Annotated in this window: 14 protein-coding genes and 1 other RNA gene; 3 read left to right on the top strand and 12 right to left on the bottom strand. The window is 47.1% G+C overall.

What is annotated here, in order from left to right; all coding sequences use genetic code 11:
- Positions 1 to 6: 6 nt before the first annotated feature.
- The 3 genes from DX130_RS16660 to DX130_RS16650 all read right to left on the bottom strand — a co-directional run bounded on the left by DX130_RS16660 (position 7) and on the right by DX130_RS16650 (position 4,554).
- Positions 7 to 927 carry a carbohydrate ABC transporter permease gene (locus tag DX130_RS16660; RefSeq protein WP_240644549.1) on the bottom strand — a complete coding sequence of 307 codons (921 nt, stop codon included), beginning with the start codon at positions 925 to 927 and terminating at the stop codon, positions 7 to 9.
- A gap of 53 nt (positions 928 to 980) precedes the next feature.
- Positions 981 to 2,756 (bottom strand): glycoside hydrolase family 2 protein, encoded by a 1,776-nt coding sequence (locus DX130_RS16655; protein ID WP_116047340.1) that lies wholly within the window; start codon positions 2,754 to 2,756, stop codon positions 981 to 983.
- A gap of 682 nt (positions 2,757 to 3,438) precedes the next feature.
- Entirely contained in the window at positions 3,439 to 4,554 is a 1,116-nt protein-coding gene (locus DX130_RS16650) for an acyltransferase family protein (RefSeq protein ID WP_116047339.1), read from the bottom strand.
- 147 nt (positions 4,555 to 4,701) lie between these two features.
- Here DX130_RS16650 and DX130_RS16645 point away from each other — a divergent pair, with 147 nt between their 5' ends.
- Both DX130_RS16645 and DX130_RS16640 read left to right on the top strand, forming a co-directional pair.
- Positions 4,702 to 4,965, top strand: a complete 264-nt coding sequence (locus tag DX130_RS16645; RefSeq protein ID WP_116047338.1) for an AbrB/MazE/SpoVT family DNA-binding domain-containing protein — start codon at positions 4,702 to 4,704, stop codon at positions 4,963 to 4,965.
- Entirely contained in the window at positions 4,962 to 5,369 is a 408-nt protein-coding gene (locus DX130_RS16640) for a type II toxin-antitoxin system death-on-curing family toxin (protein WP_116047337.1), read from the top strand. Before DX130_RS16645 ends, DX130_RS16640 begins: the two co-directional genes overlap by 4 nt.
- Before the next feature lie 39 nt (positions 5,370 to 5,408).
- Here the strand turns inward: DX130_RS16640 and ssrA are convergent.
- The 7 genes from ssrA to DX130_RS16605 form a co-directional block, all read right to left on the bottom strand.
- Positions 5,409 to 5,775: a transfer-messenger RNA gene (gene ssrA, locus DX130_RS16635) on the bottom strand.
- Between the two features lie 249 nt (positions 5,776 to 6,024).
- Positions 6,025 to 6,507, bottom strand: a complete 483-nt coding sequence (smpB, locus tag DX130_RS16630; protein WP_116047335.1) for an SsrA-binding protein SmpB — start codon at positions 6,505 to 6,507, stop codon at positions 6,025 to 6,027.
- A gap of 219 nt (positions 6,508 to 6,726) precedes the next feature.
- Entirely contained in the window at positions 6,727 to 6,927 is a 201-nt protein-coding gene (locus tag DX130_RS16625) for a cold-shock protein (RefSeq protein WP_116047333.1), read from the bottom strand.
- A 393-nt stretch (positions 6,928 to 7,320) separates the two neighbouring features.
- The gene (gene rnr / locus DX130_RS16620) at positions 7,321 to 10,203 is read right to left on the bottom strand and encodes a ribonuclease R (RefSeq protein WP_116047813.1); all 2,883 of its coding nucleotides are present in this window, start codon (positions 10,201 to 10,203) and stop codon (positions 7,321 to 7,323) included.
- A 449-nt stretch (positions 10,204 to 10,652) separates the two neighbouring features.
- Positions 10,653 to 10,889 carry a preprotein translocase subunit SecG gene (secG, locus tag DX130_RS16615; protein WP_116047331.1) on the bottom strand — a complete coding sequence of 79 codons (237 nt, stop codon included), beginning with the start codon at positions 10,887 to 10,889 and terminating at the stop codon, positions 10,653 to 10,655.
- Between the two features lie 95 nt (positions 10,890 to 10,984).
- Positions 10,985 to 11,752 carry a sugar phosphate isomerase/epimerase family protein gene (locus DX130_RS16610; RefSeq protein WP_165861329.1) on the bottom strand — a complete coding sequence of 256 codons (768 nt, stop codon included), beginning with the start codon at positions 11,750 to 11,752 and terminating at the stop codon, positions 10,985 to 10,987.
- 102 nt (positions 11,753 to 11,854) lie between these two features.
- The gene (locus tag DX130_RS16605; protein ID WP_116047328.1) at positions 11,855 to 12,547 is read right to left on the bottom strand and encodes a copper homeostasis protein CutC; all 693 of its coding nucleotides are present in this window, start codon (positions 12,545 to 12,547) and stop codon (positions 11,855 to 11,857) included.
- Positions 12,548 to 13,121: 574 nt separating this feature from the next.
- On the opposite strand from DX130_RS16605, the gene DX130_RS16600 reads away from it, so the two are divergent.
- Positions 13,122 to 13,718 (top strand): DUF4352 domain-containing protein, encoded by a 597-nt coding sequence (locus DX130_RS16600; protein WP_116047326.1) that lies wholly within the window; start codon positions 13,122 to 13,124, stop codon positions 13,716 to 13,718.
- A gap of 124 nt (positions 13,719 to 13,842) precedes the next feature.
- Here DX130_RS16600 and eno read toward each other — a convergent pair whose 3' ends face one another.
- Entirely contained in the window at positions 13,843 to 15,135 is a 1,293-nt protein-coding gene (gene eno / locus DX130_RS16595; protein WP_116047324.1) for a phosphopyruvate hydratase, read from the bottom strand.
- Between the two features lie 64 nt (positions 15,136 to 15,199).
- Positions 15,200 to 16,738 carry a 2,3-bisphosphoglycerate-independent phosphoglycerate mutase gene (gene gpmI / locus DX130_RS16590; RefSeq protein WP_116047322.1) on the bottom strand — a complete coding sequence of 513 codons (1,539 nt, stop codon included), beginning with the start codon at positions 16,736 to 16,738 and terminating at the stop codon, positions 15,200 to 15,202.
- Position 16,739: the final 1 nt, after the last annotated feature.

Raw genomic sequence — 16,739 nt, 5'->3', positions numbered from 1 at the left:
ACATTATTAATAATTGACCCATTTCTTCTGTCCGTACAGCTGAATGACCGTAATTAGCAGGACACATCCGAATAACAGCATGGCTATAGAGGATGCATACCCCGTCTTCAAACCCTCAAAAGCCGTATTATACAAATAATGTGTCACTACCGAGGTAGAATAAGCCGGACCACCATTCGTTAGTACTTTAATAATGTCAAATGCCTTGAAACTGCTGATCAGACCTGTAACCAATAAAAAGAAAGTCGTTGGAGATACGAGCGGGAACGTGATCTTCCAGAATTTCTTGCTCGTGCTCGCTCCGTCAATTTCGGCCGACTCATACAAATCCCTGGGGATCGCTTGCAAAGCAGCCAGATAAATGATCATGCTGAACCCTATACCCACCCAGATCATGATGATCATGACGGATGGCAAGGCATAATGAATATCAGCTAGCCATTTCGGAGGATTAGCCATTCCGAGTGCCTTCAAGGTCTGATTAATAGGACCAAAGGATGGGTGAAACAGCAATTGAAATACAATAGCCACGGCAACAATACTTGAGATATAAGGCATGAAGAACATAACCTTTAGCAAACTTTTAAAATAAACATATTTGTCGACGATAACAGCGATTACCAAAGAGAGAATTAATTGCAGAGGGACAACCAGCAGCAAAATCAGGTTATTGCGAAATGAAGTGATAAATACCTGATCTTTAAACAGCTTCACATAGTTTTCGAGTCCATTGAATTTGATCTTATTGATTCCGGCAATAAAGCTCCATTCGGTGAAACTTAGAATAAGTGTAATAATAGTAGGGATAATGGTTAGCACAATCAGCCCAATCATCATGGGAGCGATGAATACATAACCGGCCAAATTCTCTTCCCGCTCCCTGATGATCTTCCGCGGCTTTGTCTTAACGCTTGTTTTCGTATTCAAAGTGTGTCCACCCCATCAGATCATTTTATAAATTGCCTGAGCATAGTCGTTCCTTATTTATGCTTGTAGAATTCCTGCATCACGTAGAAAGCCGGTTTCTTATAGCTCTTATCCTCGGACAGCAGCCCTTTGGTATTGTAATAATTTTGAGTTACAGGGTGTAGTCGGCGGGGACAACGGAAATCATACAGGATCCACGGACTGGTTCCTTTGACATACGGAATTTGACCTAGAACAGCTACCTGCTTCCTGTAAATATCAAGCTGACAATCTTCCGTTCCCTTCTCATCGGAAGTTCCCCGGTGTCCTGCCTTGGCATCAGCACCAAATTCCGTAATAATAACCGGCTTGTCGGGACGACTGTTCTCAAATAATGTGATTAAATGATTAAAATCAGTCTGGTACCAGCCATAATACTGATTGGCTCCGATCACATCCAGATAAACCGCCAATCTATCATCAATGACATGATTTACGTGATCCAAAATGCACGCTGCTGACACAAGCCGGGTTGGGTCCAGCTCCTTAGCCTTTAGAGCAAGTGAACTCATGAATTTCAACCTTGCGTCGGTATCGGCATTCTCGTTGCCAACCGACCATATGATGACGCTAGCCCGATTACGGTCTCGGATGATCAACTCAGCCAACTGATTCTCAGCGTCCTGATACGTCCCCTCATTGTTGAATTCAATAGCCCAATAAACGGGAATTTCCTCCCACAGCATAATCCCCATTTCATCAGCAAGTTGAGCTGCCTTCTCCGTATGAGGATAATGAGCCAGCCGCATATAATTGCAATTCATTTCCTTGGCTAGCCGGAAGTTCTCCATGATCTCTGCTTCTGTAATCGCCTTGCCATTAGGCACGCTTTCCTCATGGGCGCTAATACCTTTAAGATAAATCTTGCTGCCATTCAAGTAAATATCGGTACCTTCTACACGAATTTCCCTAAAGCCTATTTTGTCCTGAAGCGTATCCTTTCCATAGCTAACCTTTACTTCGTACAACTTAGGATTGTCCGGGCTCCATAACTCCGGCTTAGCTGCAAATACAAGCGATGCTGAACCGCCTATTGCAGTAATCGGCAGCTTGATCCCCAGCTCAGGAATGGATATTTCCCCTTCGCCATCACGTTCGATGCCCTCAACGGATAAATCGAGCTTAATTTGCGAATATGAACCGTCCGGTACCAGGCCTACTACGAAATCCTTAATAAAGGTTGCAGGCAGCCTAAGTATTTCCACATCCCGATAGATGCCGCCATAGTTAAACCAGTCGGTATTCTCTGTCGGAACATTGCTGGGCTTGCGCGTATTATTGGCTATAACGAGCAATCGGTTCTCAGGCTCCAGAAATCCTGTTACTTCTATAAAAAATGGCGTGGACCCGCCTTTGTGACAGCCAAGATACTGGCGATTCAAAAAGATTTTGGCATTATAATTCACTGCGCCAAATTTGATGAAGACTCTCTCCTCACCATGATTCACGTAGGAAAACTTCCGGGTATACAACCCGCTGCCTTCATAATAAAATAGCTTCTCCTGTTGCGTATTCCAGCTGGCAGGAACTTTCATCGTCTCCCAACGATCAAATTCGAAATCCATGGGGTTGCTAAGACCATCAGCATCCACGTAATTCTCCTCATACCATTTCGCCCTGAGACAAGTATCGTATTGGTCCACTCCGAAATTCCACGCCCCGTTCAGGGACTCTTTCTGTCTTCCCCGGTCGCTGATCATGCTATGATGTGTGATCAGTTTCTTCAGATATTGATCCTCATAAGACTGATTATGGAGCTGCTCTACAAAATTATGCGCTTCTTGTTTCATTGAATGCTTCCCCTTTCTGTGTTTCATTCCTTAGCTTTATTTAAACCCTTTCACTGTCTCTCGCAAAAGTAAGAGATTTGACCAAAAGTAAAAATATTTTACCTCCACTGAGCAGTTGCTCAATTAATCGACCAATAGATTCCTTTTTGGCCACCGTACTTGCATAAACCCATAAAAAAGTCCAAACGCCGCCTATGCCGGGGCTTTGAACCTATAGCTTTTGACTTTAACTATTCGCTTTGCAGCCGCTGCTTCTTACACCTATAAAATAGAATATACGAATCTATAAAAGGAGATGTCGACCTTTTTACAGAGGAGCAATGGGGAGTAACTGATAATATGAAAAGACACCAGAATAAACAAGCTGCGGGAGGAAATTAAACCGGAACCAGTGCATACTATCTCCATGACTGCAATACGATCCGCCGCCTTCCGAGAACTTCAATAATAATTGGGATGTTCTGGACGTTTCTTGTGCAAAAACAAATCAGAAAATCCCGCTTTAAAAGCATTACCATAAAAAATCAGACGGTTGGCATATCGTCGATATGCTAACCGTCTGATTCATTTCTGATTATTTCTCTTTGACCATTTTTTCAGTACTTTGATGGAGGCGAAACATGGACGTGCAAAACCATAATTCGCTGGATTATGCTGAGCAATCTGATGCCAGGACATTCTATTACAGCACTCGTCTAACGTAAGGCAGCGCTCGAATGGCGCTTGCAACAATAAAACAAGCGCAGACAGAAAGAGCGGAGACGATAATCCATTTCACGATCGCCGGTAAGCCAATTCCATGAAAAGCAAGTGTCCATCCGACAATAATCGGCGGGTGAATCAAATAGACCGTATAAGCATTTTCGGATAACCATTTAGATAATCTATTCGTCTTATTGAACCTTCTTTGAAAAAAAGAAAGCAGAAATAAAATAATACCCAAACAGATGAATGGCTCCCACATCGCGTAAAGCAATGCCTGAATGTTAAACCCGCCCTCAAAATGGATATCTCCCTCTAATCCACCGGTTAAGATCAGTCCAAGAGGCAAAACGGGAATCATACCAATCGCGACCCACGTCCAAATCCGTTGTAATTTCTCTGGAATTTGTTCCAACCATCCTTGCTTTTGTGCGATGATACCTGCAATGAATAACAAAATATAGGATGGAAAGTAACCCAGCTGCAATTCCAAAGGCCCTGTGCCAGTCGGATAAACTAGACGTACAACAAATGCAATCAGTCCAAGAGCAAACGCCACTGCAACCAACGTCTTACCATTAGGAAATAGAATCGATTTCTTCTTAAGCCTACCTTTCGTAATGAATCTAAACAGAATATAAAACAATGCGAAGAAAATAGAGGCCTCTAGAAACCATGTAGGACCAAAAAACGTCCAGCGAAAGCTCCAAACGTTATCCTTATAAAACTGAACTAGTGTCTGGTGATCTCGAAATTTTGCAAACCATACCGTCATTGGACCTATTACAAAATAATAAATGAGCAGAGGAATCCCTAAGCGTACAAGTCGTCCCCTTAGAAACTGAACAGCTCCTTTTCTCTCATAAGAAATCGGAAAAAAATATGAAGAAATGAAGAAAAAGAGTCCCATGAAAAAAGACTGACATACTGCGGTAAAAATCGTTAACAGTACTATCGTTGCATTAATCTCACTTTTATCGACATCCTCTAAAATCCAAGATCCAGCCGCTCCATAAGCAATAGATGTATGGAATATGATGACCAGTATGGTTAGAAAAATTCGTATGTTATCTAGGAAGAATAGCCGTTTGTTCAAGTCAAGTACTCCCTTATCCGTTTACCATATGGTACCATATAGACATTTTCCTTGGTATATTAATTTAATGGACTGCTCTTTCATAAGACACTAATTTAGTTGTATAATTGTTATAACAGTTGAATATGATGATAAGGAGGAACTCTAATGAACAGGATGGTTGAAATGGAACGAAAAGTGACCAAATTCGGTAACAGCTTAGGTATAACCATGACGGACGCTTTAAAGCAAATTGGATTGGATCAAGGTGATATAGTCAGCATTGATGTTAGCCCTGCCACAGGAGAAATCGTCATCAAGAAATCAACGAAAGTTTCATTACCTGATGGAATTAGTGCAGACTTCATGGATACATTGACTGATGTCATTGCGGAATACGATCAAACGCTTCGAGGACTTAAAGACAGATGACATCCATTCGCTATTTATCCGTCCAAGAAGTAATAGCTATCAATGTAAGCATGATTCAACGTTACAGCCCTGGTGAACATATAGGAGTTAAAGAAGTTGGTTTGCTCGAATCAGCTGTTCATCGACCTCAATCTTCTGTCTTTGGAGAAGATGCTTATCCCACTATTTTTGAGAAGGCTGCTGCTTTATTCGAATCGCTGGGGCAAAACCATCCTTTTCACAATGCAAATAAACGAACAGCTTTTACAGCGCTGGTTATATTCCTACGTTATAATGGCCTACACTTTAAGATGGATACAAAAAAAGCTGAGGATTTTACGGTGGATATGGTTAATCATCGATTCGACCGTCAACACGCAGTTGCGATCATTGAAGCTCACTGCATGACGATTCACAGATCTTAAAAAGCAAAAACCCGACCTCTTGCGGTCGGGTTTCTCATTTGGTGGAGGCGAGGGGATTTGAACCCCTGTCCGAAGATCACGCCACACGGCTTTCTACGGGTGTAGTCACGAGTTTGATGTCACCTGAGCTGACGCTTCGTAACCAGCTTCAATTCAGGTCAGCCTGATTGTCTTCTTCAGCACACCCCAGGCGGAGATGTGACAGCGTATTCCACTACTTGTTAGCCTCTAGTCCAGTCACATGGACGATGCTGGGTAGAAGCACGCACACAGTTTCTTAGGCTGCGAAAGCGTAGTTTGTTTGTTGTTTGCCGTTTAATAGGCTTTAGCGTTGATGAAGCAGACGACTCCCTGCTACCCGCTGGCTCGCGCTCGTCCAATCCCCGTCGAATCCATAAACGCCCCCGAATGGGCATAAACGCTGCTTATGCTCTTACCCGAGCATCAACGTCTAGCTAAACGGGACCTCTGGATTGAGGCGATGTATGACTGAATCGCACAAGTCATGTACATCTGAAATTCGGTTGAGTCCAAACTTGCTCTCTAACCGATTGGCAACCCACCGTTGCCGTATACCTAGTATACCACAAACACCCTGCTCTTGTTCGGGAATGTTGTTGGCAGTGTTGGCCGATCCATCCATGGAAGAACGGAATTATCTAGCCACCTTCTGCTTCTCACGAAGCGCGCGCTGAATATCGCGCTGCGCATCCCGCTTGGCGGCGGTGTCGCGCTTGTCGTATTGCTTCTTGCCTTTGCCCAGCCCGATCAGCAGCTTGGCGTAGCCGTTGCGCACGTAGATCTTCAGCGGCACAATAGCATAGCCTTCTTGCTTGGACAATCCCAGCAGCTTGTGAATCTGTGCCTTATGCAGCAACAGCTTCCTTGCACGTGTTGGATCGGTCGGGTTATGGATGTTGCCCTGCTCGAAAGGGCTGATGTGCATGTTGTGAATGAAGATTTCACCATTACGAATCGTAGCGAACGAATCGCCTATATTCGCTCTGCCATTGCGCAGCGACTTAATCTCCGTTCCCATCAGGACCATACCTGCCTCGAAGGTCTCCTCAATGAAATAGTCATGAGAGGCCTTCTTGTTCTGCGCGAGCTGTTTACCGTCGTTCTTCTTGGCAACCATGCTAATTCACCTCGTTTCTTCTTCAAGACCAGCGTCTCTGTTGGTTCATTGTAGCAACTTTACCTGCCAAAATCAACAACCAGGAAGGGGACTGTTTCCTTTAAATTGATCTTCACCTTATTGAGCTTCTATATGAGGCTTAAAGCCCCATAAGAGGGCTTACATGAAGCAAAAGACCGCCCGACTCGAGGTCGAAGCGGTCTCTCCGATATTAAGCTATTACAGCTTAACTACGTTTTCAGCTTGTGGTCCGCGGTTGCCTTGAACAACGTTGAACTCAACGCGTTGGCCTTCTTCAAGAGTTTTGAAGCCGTCGCCAACGATTGCGGAGAAATGTACGAAAACGTCGTTTCCGCCTTCAACTTCGATGAAGCCGAAACCTTTCTCAGCGTTGAACCATTTAACTGTACCTTGTTGCATGTGGAATTACCTCCAAAAAATTAAATTAATATGCGCCTATTTGTTCTTTGAAAAAAAAATATTCACACATTGAAAAGGGTTTCATGACGACTCTAATGACACCCTTTTCAATATGTGAATTCAGGTTCATCTCATCCGTTTGCCTTGAGTATACTATCCCAGCCGCCAAAAAGCAAGCAACAAGCTTAAATATATTTTCCCATTATGTCCAGTTGGCGGCACTTTCATTCCCAGTTCGAGGGAAACTCAGCACCGCCTTCACGGGACATTAAAGAGTAAAAAGCATCCAGTAAACTGTATCCAACATCCATTTCTTTAAGAACAGTTCAATATGTTCTTTACTAAAGAATCTGTTGGTGCTCTTCGCTACTTGTACGGCAATACCACCTACGACTACTTCCGTTTCTTGCGTACAAAAGCCGCAGTAGCGTTGTTCAGATCACCTTTTTTCTTCTGTTTCTTCTTCTTGGCTTCTCCAGATGGTGCTGACGCTGCAGCCCCCGCTTCACCGGCGTTAATTACGCCATTTGTAGTAGTATTCTTACGATGACCGCCGCTCTTTCCTTTTTTACCGCCTGGTCTGCCAGAATTTCCTTGGCCGCCGGAACGTCCGCCTCCTTTGCCTCGGCCATCCTTACGTGAATCTCCACCACCCTCACGGATCGGGAGCCCCCACATATCTGTACGAGATGCTTTGCCTTCTGCTTCGCGTTCCGCAGCTCTTGCTTCGATCCAATCTCCATTGTCAATGCCCTTATCATTGCCCCAAGGGTTGCCGCCGCCTTGATTGGCAGGTGCGGCGGCATCTTTCCCGCCACGTTTGAATCTGCCGCCTGCAGCATTACTCGCAGCACCTGAGCGATCCCGATCCTTACCGTTGCCGCTGCCTGGACGATTGTTTCCAGCCTCGCCACCACGCCCGGCTCCACCTGAGCCTGTGCCTACACCTTTGCCTCGACCACCCTTGCCGCCGAAATTGCCGCGTCCACCACCAGATCCTTCACGGCTGCCTGATCGACCGCCGGCATTGCCACCCTCACGCTTGCCATAACCACCGCGCTTGCGTCCACCACCGACTCCAAATCCGGCATCCGCTACCCCTTTGTAGCTGCCGCGAGGCTTCATATCGACCATCTCGAAGTCTATATTATATTCATTCATATCAACGCGTGCGATACGAATTTTCACTTCATCGCCGATACGATACACCTTCGAGGTCCTCTCTCCAATGAGTACCATATGGAGTTCGTGGAAGTGGTAGTAATCATCCGTCAGATCACTTAATCGGACCAAACCTTCTACCGTATTCTCCAATTCAATGAACATGCCGAAGCTCGTTACACTGCTAATCATGCCGTCGAATTCCTCACCGACCTTATCCTGCATGTATTCGCATTTCTTCAGCTTATCCGTATCCCGCTCTGCATCGACCGCTGCTCGCTCGCGCTCCGAGGAATGCTGTGCAACATCAGGCATTCGTGCCGTCAACGCCTCATGACGCGCTTCCGTCAGCGCGCCGCCTCCCTCGATAACTTCGCGAATGATGCGATGGATAACCAGATCGGGGTAACGACGAATCGGCGACGTGAAGTGTGAGTAGAATTCCGCGGCCAGTCCAAAGTGCCCCAGGCTCTCCGCGTCATACTTCGCCTGCTTCATCGAACGCAGCATCATGGTAGAGATCACTGTCGATTCCTTCGTACCTTGAAGCTCATCAAGCAGCGTCTGCAAAGCCCGTGGATGGACAGAATTGTTTCCTTTCCCGCCCTTCACCACATAGCCGAAGTTAGCCGCAAACTGCATGAACGTCAGCAGCTTCTCCTGATCCGGATCTTCGTGAATCCGGTACAAGAACGGCACACGCAGCCAATGGAAGTGTTCCGCAACAGTCTCGTTCGCAACAAGCATGAACTCCTCGATGATCTGTTCCGCAACAGAACGCTCCCGCTTCACGATATCGACCGCTTTGCCGTTCTCATCGACGATAATCTTCGACTCTTGGAAGTCAAAGTCGATGGCGCCTCGCTTCATACGTTTGGAACGAAGCCGCATAGCCAGGTTCTCCATTAGTGTGAACATCGGAAGCAGCTCTGCATAACGCTCTTTCAATTCAGTCTCAGGCTCTTCTTCATTTGCAGCCAGAATACGCCGTACATTTGTATACGTCATTCGTTCTTTCGTACGAATAACACTCGTGAATACCTCATGTCTAACCCGCTTCAGTGACTTCGGCTCGAACTCCATCTCACACGAAAGCGTTAGACGATCCACTTGCGGATTGAGTGAGCAAATGCCGTTCGACAGGCGATGCGGCAGCATGGGGATAACACGGTCGGTCAAGTAGACGCTGCATCCTCTGCGGAACGCTTCCTGATCGAGCGCAGATTTCTCCCGTACATAGTAGCCTACATCGGCAATATGAACACCAAGCAGATAGTTGCCATTCTCCAGCACCTTCACATGCACCGCATCATCAAGGTCCTTCGCATCTTCGCCGTCGATCGTAACGATGATCTCATCTCTAAGATCCCGGCGTCCTTGCTCCTTAATCTCTTCTTCCGTGATGGTATCCGGCGCAGCTTCCGCTTCTGCCGTGACTTCGTCCGGGAAGCTTTCAGGCAATTGATGCTTGCGGATAATGGACAAAATGTCTACGCCAGGATCATTCTTATGACCCAGAATCTCCAGAATCTCACCCTCAGCTGCACTGCGTCCTTCCGGATAAGACACAATGCGGACAACAACCTTCTGCCCGGTAACTGCGCCCTGGAATCCGCCCTTAGGAATAAAGATATCTCGATTGATCCGCTTGTCGTCTGGAATAACAAATCCGTATGCTTCTTGATTCTCAAATGTACCCACGATCTGCGTCACGGCACGCTGAACAATACGAACGACTTCGCCTTCCATCCGGCCGCCGCCCTCACTCTTCGATGTGATCCGTACAAGAACGATATCCCCGTTCATTGCGCTTTTCAGATCATTAGAGTGAATATATACATCGGGATGATCCTTCTCGTCAGGCAACAGAAAGGCGAAACCCTTGGCATGTGCCTGCAGCTTACCCCGCAGCAAGTTCATCCTCTCCGGCACGCCGTACCGTTCGTTGCGTGTGCGAATGATCTTGCCTTCTTCCTCCAATTTATTGAGCAGCTTAAGGAAATCCTTGAACTCTCCCGCTCCCTCGATACCGAAGTGAACCTCCAGCTCTTGGTACGTCATCGGCTTATATGCCGTTTCTCTCATAAAGTCTAGTAACTCTTGCTCGCGTTCCATCATGAATGGCCCTTCTCCTCATGAACCGCTTAAAGCTTGCGCTCTTGCAAGCGGTTGATAGATTATCATATACCATGTAGTATACACGAAATGACTGCGACACATCCCCATTTGCGAAAAAAACGAAGTACGGCTCTCTCCCTCAACTTCCGCTAACCTCTGCACCTTCCGCCTTGCCCGTCAGCCTTCTCCATAAGTACCTCGACCAAGGAACGGATGAAAGCCTATTCTGGCGTGTCCAGCCATTGTCCGCGATACAAGCCTTTAAATCTAACAAGGCCGGTACAAGTATATACGCCCAAATACGCCAATCCAAAACACTTTTTCACGCATCTGTATTCCGTTGTGTCTAACCACTCCTCCATTCTACTTTCTCTTATGTGATGGTATTAAAAAATGACATCAAAAAAAGACGAGGAATCAACTCCTCGTCTTTCGTTAGTTCACTATTATTTTTGTACGAAATATGAAACAATCAACGCTAATACAAAGAATCCAGCAGCCAGTGCTACCGTCAGACGCTGTAGGAACAGGTCCAATCCACGAGCCTTCTGTTTACCGAACAAATGCTCTGCGCCGCCGCTAATCGCTCCGGACAAACCAGCGCTCTTACCCTTCTGCAACAAAACGACTGCAATCAATCCGATTGAGAATAATACAAGCAGGATCTTCAATGCGATTTCCATTCAATCCACCTCCAGCGTAGCCGCTCGTAAAACATATAACGTTATTGTACCATAGCTGCACAGTATTGACAATAGTACAAGCTTAGGGATGCGTGTTAAGCATAACCCAATTTCTTCAAATAGAGAATATTCGCTTTTGCGCTGTCCAGCGAGCTGGTCAAAAAATCCTCCTGCTCCACGAACATATACTCCACATCCATCTGCTCTATAACTTCCAGAAGCTTGTCTATGCCAACCAACCCTTTTCCAAGCTCGGTATCTTTCCGTCCGATTTTAAAATCACGAATATGAACCAGCGGCGTCCGGGACTGATGCTTTTTCAAGTATTCTGCAGGATCATATCCCGCCATAAATACCCAACCCAGATCCAACTCCGCAACCATCAATTCCTCAGGCACCAGCTCCAATAAGCGATCAAAGGCAGGTCTCCCTTCCACCAGCTTCAATTCATAATCATGATTATGAAGAGCCAGCTTCATCCCCGCCGCTTTTGTTTGTTCCCCACATCGAATAAGTACATCCGCTAAAAAATACATGTCATCTATGGTCGGCTGTTCATGCATAGGTACCCATGGTATAGACACATAAGAAACGCCAAGCCGTGCAGCAATCTCGACATCTGTGGCAAAGTCCTTGTCCAACTTGGCAAGCGTCTTGAAGTTGAGCGAGATCAGTTTGGACGGAATGGCGAGCCCAAGCTCATCTGCTCTTTTCTTAAATTGGTCTGGCGGTGCGTTGAAGTAGCCTATCGATTCGATAGCCTTATACCCCATCTCTGCCACCTGCTCAATCGTACTTAATATGTCCCGTTCCGCTTCATCCCGCAGCGAATACATTTGAATTCCCGCTATAGGCTTACCCATACAGTCGCCTCCATTCCTGCACATCCAGTTATCCCAGTGGGCTTCACCTTCATTATGCACGTTGGAGGTTGCTAGAATACTTAAACTTTTAAAGTGATCTCCTTAGTTTCTCTCGTTCAAAATACTGCGTATTTCAACTATGCTGGAGGGAAGCAGCCGTTCCATAAAGCTCCCATTCCGCCTAACGCCGGAACCGAAGTGGACCTCATGAACTCCCGTCATACCTGCAAAATCTTTTATGTTGCCTGCATTCAAGCCGTATCCGCCCAAAATGGATATCCCCAGACGATCTCCGGCTTCTCGTAGAAGTCGAATACGCTCTGCCGATTGTAGAGCCGGCTTTAAGCCGCCGGCAGTCAATACACGGCTAACGGATGGATATTCAGCGAGCTGTTCAAGCGCCTTTAACTGATCGTCGATTTCATCGAAAGCGCGGTGGAACGTTACATCGAGTCCTTCCGCTGCACGCAGCACCCGCTCCAAAAATAATCGATCCAATATACGATCCGTTGTCAGCATGCCCACCACGATGCCAGCCGCACCCGCCCCCTTAATCGCTTCAATATCCCGCAGCATAACCCTTGTGTCCGCGTCACTATAGCAGAAGGACTGACTATGGGGCCGCACCATCACTTGAACCGGCAATGTAGAAGCCTTCACCGCTGCTTCCACCAAGCCCAAGCTGGGTGTCAATCCACCTTCCGCTATGCCAGTCACTAACTCGATACGGTCTGCACCGCCTTCTGCCGCCGCCTCGACATCCTCCGCTCGAATGGCAATTACTTCGATTAGCATCTTTCTCCCCCACTCCTCAACCACCGATCTAATCTATTAGAGACTACCCCAGCAACAAGCAAAAAGGAAGACCCTAGACCTTCCTTTCTGAACCATTATTATGTTTCCCCAGGTTTGAACGCGGATAGCATCAGTAGGATTAAGCTGGCTCGACAGCGGCCTATAGACACCGCCTAGGAAGTAGCATTGATTCTGGTACAACTTACCCTGCTAGGGCCGGACTACGTGGCAGGCATTACCGCTTATCGATACAATGATACAAACGATGGATCCTGAGAGCGCCGATCTAATTCATCCATTATCAACATAACCAAACATCCCATTGAGGATTTTTCTTGCGGAATATTAATGCACTATAAGAAGATCAGTATTCCCTAACATAGCCATTAAGAAATGAGATATAAACAACTATTTAAATATCCTTTTTACAAGTTCGCTGTTCTTTTGTCATATATTATCTAATTGAGAAGAAATATCAGGAAAATATGTTTAAAAATTATGAAACATCAATAGAAATATGTCGTATTGTATGGTAATATGCAGAAATGTTGCTAAAAAGGAGAATGAGAGAGAGATGAAAAAAAGTTACTTATTTTTGATGATGGCACTCATTGTGGCAGTAGTCACAGCTTGTGGAGGAACATCTAAAGACTCTTCAAGCACCGATGGTTCAAATAAAGCATTGAACAGTCAAGAGCCAAGCACAGAACCTACTGTTGAACCTACTGTTGAACCTACGCCTGAGCCAACACCAGAGCCAGAAACTACATACGCGCCTGGTGAAAAATTCACGTTTGGCGATTGGGAAGTGAATCTGGAGTCCTTTGCTTTTGATCAAAAGGTAACGGATAAATATATGTCTTCCAGTGCTGATGAAGGCAATAAGTTCCTGGTACTGAACTTTGCCCTGACGAATAATGGCACATCAGCAGCACAGTTCAAATCCATGTTCGATGGCGTATCCATTAAAGCTATTTTCAAAGACAATTACGAGTATAACACTTCGATGACTATGATTGATGGCGACTTGAGCAACGAAAGCGTTAAGCCGCTTTCCACGAAAAAAGGCTTTATCGTGGTGGAGGTTCCAGACAGCGTAGCAGAAGCTGGAGATAGCCTTGTTCTGCAATTGTCTCTAGACAAAGAAGAAGCAAAGATCACTTTGCGTTAATTCGCTTATTTACTTAAAGATCTAATTTACTACCAATAAAAACGCAGCAACATGACGCAAAAACCTCCAATCCGACTAGCGGATTGGAGGTTCTTTTTCATTCAAGCAGCGGAGCTGCCCGTTCTTATTTGAAGTTTTTCAGGTTGTAGAATGCCGCTTTGCCGCCGTATTGAGCTGTGGAGCCCAGTTGGTCCTCGATACGAAGCAATTGGTTGTACTTCGCTACGCGGTCCGTACGGGAAGGAGCGCCTGTTTTGATTTGGCCAGCGTTAGTCGCAACTGCGATGTCAGCAATTGTGCTGTCTTCGCTTTCGCCGGAACGGTGGGAGATAACAGCTGTGTAACCAGCGCGTTTCGCCATCTCAATCGCGTCGAATGTTTCTGTAAGCGTACCGATTTGGTTAACTTTAACCAGAATAGAGTTGCCTACGCCTTTTTCGATACCGTCGTACAGACGCTCTGTGTTCGTTACGAACAGGTCGTCGCCAACCAATTGGACTTTGTTGCCCAGCTTCTCAGTTAGAAGCTTCCAGCCATCCCAATCGTCTTCGGAGCAGCCGTCTTCGATCGATACGATCGGATACTTATCAACCCACGAAGCAAGCAAGTCAACGAACTCAGCAGGCGTGAAGGATTTGCCTTCGCCAGCCAGTACGTATTTGCCGTCTTTGAAGAACTCAGTGGAAGCAACGTCCATACCCAGGAATACGTCAACGCCTGGCTTGTAGCCTGCGCGCTCGATAGCGGAGATGATCGTTGTGATTGCTTCTTCGTTGGAACCCAGGTTCGGAGCGAAGCCGCCTTCGTCGCCAACAGCTGTGTTCAGACCTTTGTCATGCAGTACAGCTTTCAGGTTGTGGAAGATCTCTGCGCCGATGCGAAGAGCTTCTTTGAAGTCGGAAGCGCCAACAGGCAGTACCATGAACTCTTGTACGTCGATGTTGTTGTCTGCATGCTCTCCGCCATTGATGATGTTCATCATCGGAACTGGCAAAGTTTTTGCGTTGAATCCGCCCAGGTACGTGTATAGAGGAACATCCAGAGCGTCAGCCGCTGCGCGAGCAACAGCCATGGATACAGCTAGAATTGCGTTAGCGCCCAGTTTAGCTTTGTTAGGCGTGCCGTCAAGCTGGATCATTTTGCGGTCGATTGCTACTTGATCAAGTGCGTCCAGACCGATGATCTCAGGAGCGATAATCGCGTTTACGTTTTCTACTGCTTTAATTACGCCTTTGCCCAGGTAACGGGATTTGTCGCCGTCACGAAGCTCTACCGCCTCGTATGCGCCAGTGGACGCGCCGGATGGAACGATAGCGCGGCCTTTGCCGCCGGACTCAAGAGCTACTTCTACTTCAACAGTTGGATTCCCGCGGGAATCCAGCACTTCGCGTGCATATACATCAACGATAATTGACATTTAGGTAAACACTCCTTTTTCATTATATCGGGAATAAACAAATCTTCATTCCACTAGTCTACTATTATTGGCCAAGCAATGTCGAGCCTGTCATCTCAGTCGGCTTCGCCAGACCAAGCAGGTCCAACATCGTCGGTGCGATATCAGCCAGGATGCCGCCATCGCGAAGCGTTGCTCCTTCTCTCGTTACGATAAAAGGAACCGGGTTCGTCGTATGTGCCGTATGCGGACGGCCATTCTCGTCGAACACCATATCTGCGTTGCCATGGTCTGCCGTAATGATGCAGACGCCGCCTTTGGCAAGAACGGCTTCCACTACTTTGCCCAAACATTCATCCGTCGCTTCGACCGCCTTGATTGTTGGCTCCAGCATGCCGGAGTGGCCGACCATATCGGGGTTCGCGAAGTTCAAGATGATTACATCATGCTTATCCGCTTCGATCTCGCGTACAGTGGACTCCGCCAGCTCATACGCGCTCATCTCCGGCTGAAGATCGTAAGTTGCAACCTTCGGCGAATTGATCAGCACACGCGTCTCGCCCGGAAGCTCCTTATCGCGGCCGCCGCTAAAGAAGAACGTGACGTGCGGATACTTCTCTGTCTCCGCCGTACGGAGCTGTGTCTTGCCATTCTGTGCAAGCACTTCACCCAGCGTATTGTCGAGGTTCTTAGGAGAGTAGGCTACATAGCCCCCTACCGTCTCGCTGAACAACGTCAAGCACACGAAGTGCAGGCCAACAGGATGATTTGCACCACGATCGAAGCCCCGGAAATCATCGTTTGTGAACACTTGCGACAGTTGAATCGCGCGATCCGGTCGGAAGTTGAAGAACACAACCGCGTCCTCCGACTCCACAAGCCCTACCGGCTTGCCGTCTTGGCCAGTGATCACCGTCGGCATAACGAATTCATCATAAACCGATTTCTGGTACGATTCAACTACCGCTTGCACAGGATCGGTGTGTTGAGGTCCTTCACCATATACCATAGCACGGTAGGACTTCTCTACACGCTCCCAGCGCTTGTCGCGGTCCATCGCATAATAACGGCCTTGTACCGTCGCAATGCGGCCTACGCCGAGCTCTTCAATCTTCGCTTGAAGCTGTTCAACATAGCCTTTCGCGCTATCCGGCGATACGTCGCGCCCATCCAAGAAAGCATGAATGTATACGTCCGTCAAGCCTTCCTTCTTCGCTAGCTCCAGCAGAGCGAACAAGTGAGCGATGTGGCTGTGAACGCCCCCGTCGGACAACAATCCGTATAGATGAAGCTTCTTTCCCGTCGTCTTCGCATGATTCACTGCCGCCAGCAGCGTCTCGTTGTCGAAGAATTCGCCATCGCGGATCGACTTGCTGATGCGAGTCAGATCCTGATACACGATACGACCTGCACCGATGTTCAGATGACCGACTTCGGAATTGCCCATTTGCCCCTCTGGCAGGCCTACAGCTTCACCGCATGCAGTCAATGTCGTGTTCGGGTATTGTTCCAGGTAACGATCGTAATTCGGCTTGTTCGCTTGTGCGACCGCGTTGCCCGTCACATCGTCGCGAAGACCGAATCCGTCCAAAATAATCAGTGCTACCGGTTTGCGGGAGGCCATA

Origin of the sequence: Paenibacillus paeoniae, assembly GCF_003388735.1 — a bacterium.
Taxonomy (GTDB): Bacteria; Bacillota; Bacilli; order Paenibacillales; family Paenibacillaceae; genus Pristimantibacillus; species Pristimantibacillus paeoniae.
Note: the sequence above shows the minus strand (reverse complement) of the source record. Positions and strands in the feature narration are given on the sequence as shown.

Coding starts and splice junctions, on each gene's coding strand:
- gpmI (WP_116047322.1), bottom strand. CDS start 16,738: ATGGCCTCCCGCAAACCGGTAGCACTGATTATTTTGGACGGATTCGGT.
- DX130_RS16625 (WP_116047333.1), bottom strand. CDS start 6,927: ATGCAACAAGGTACAGTTAAATGGTTCAACGCTGAGAAAGGTTTCGGC.
- smpB (WP_116047335.1), bottom strand. CDS start 6,507: ATGGTTGCCAAGAAGAACGACGGTAAACAGCTCGCGCAGAACAAGAAG.
- DX130_RS16645 (WP_116047338.1), top strand. CDS start 4,702: ATGAACAGGATGGTTGAAATGGAACGAAAAGTGACCAAATTCGGTAAC.
- rnr (WP_116047813.1), bottom strand. CDS start 10,203: ATGGAACGCGAGCAAGAGTTACTAGACTTTATGAGAGAAACGGCATAT.
- DX130_RS16600 (WP_116047326.1), top strand. CDS start 13,122: ATGAAAAAAAGTTACTTATTTTTGATGATGGCACTCATTGTGGCAGTA.
- DX130_RS16610 (WP_165861329.1), bottom strand. CDS start 11,752: ATGGGTAAGCCTATAGCGGGAATTCAAATGTATTCGCTGCGGGATGAA.
- DX130_RS16655 (WP_116047340.1), bottom strand. CDS start 2,756: ATGAAACAAGAAGCGCATAATTTTGTAGAGCAGCTCCATAATCAGTCT.
- DX130_RS16605 (WP_116047328.1), bottom strand. CDS start 12,547: ATGCTAATCGAAGTAATTGCCATTCGAGCGGAGGATGTCGAGGCGGCG.
- DX130_RS16640 (WP_116047337.1), top strand. CDS start 4,962: ATGACATCCATTCGCTATTTATCCGTCCAAGAAGTAATAGCTATCAAT.
- eno (WP_116047324.1), bottom strand. CDS start 15,135: ATGTCAATTATCGTTGATGTATATGCACGCGAAGTGCTGGATTCCCGC.
- secG (WP_116047331.1), bottom strand. CDS start 10,889: ATGGAAATCGCATTGAAGATCCTGCTTGTATTATTCTCAATCGGATTG.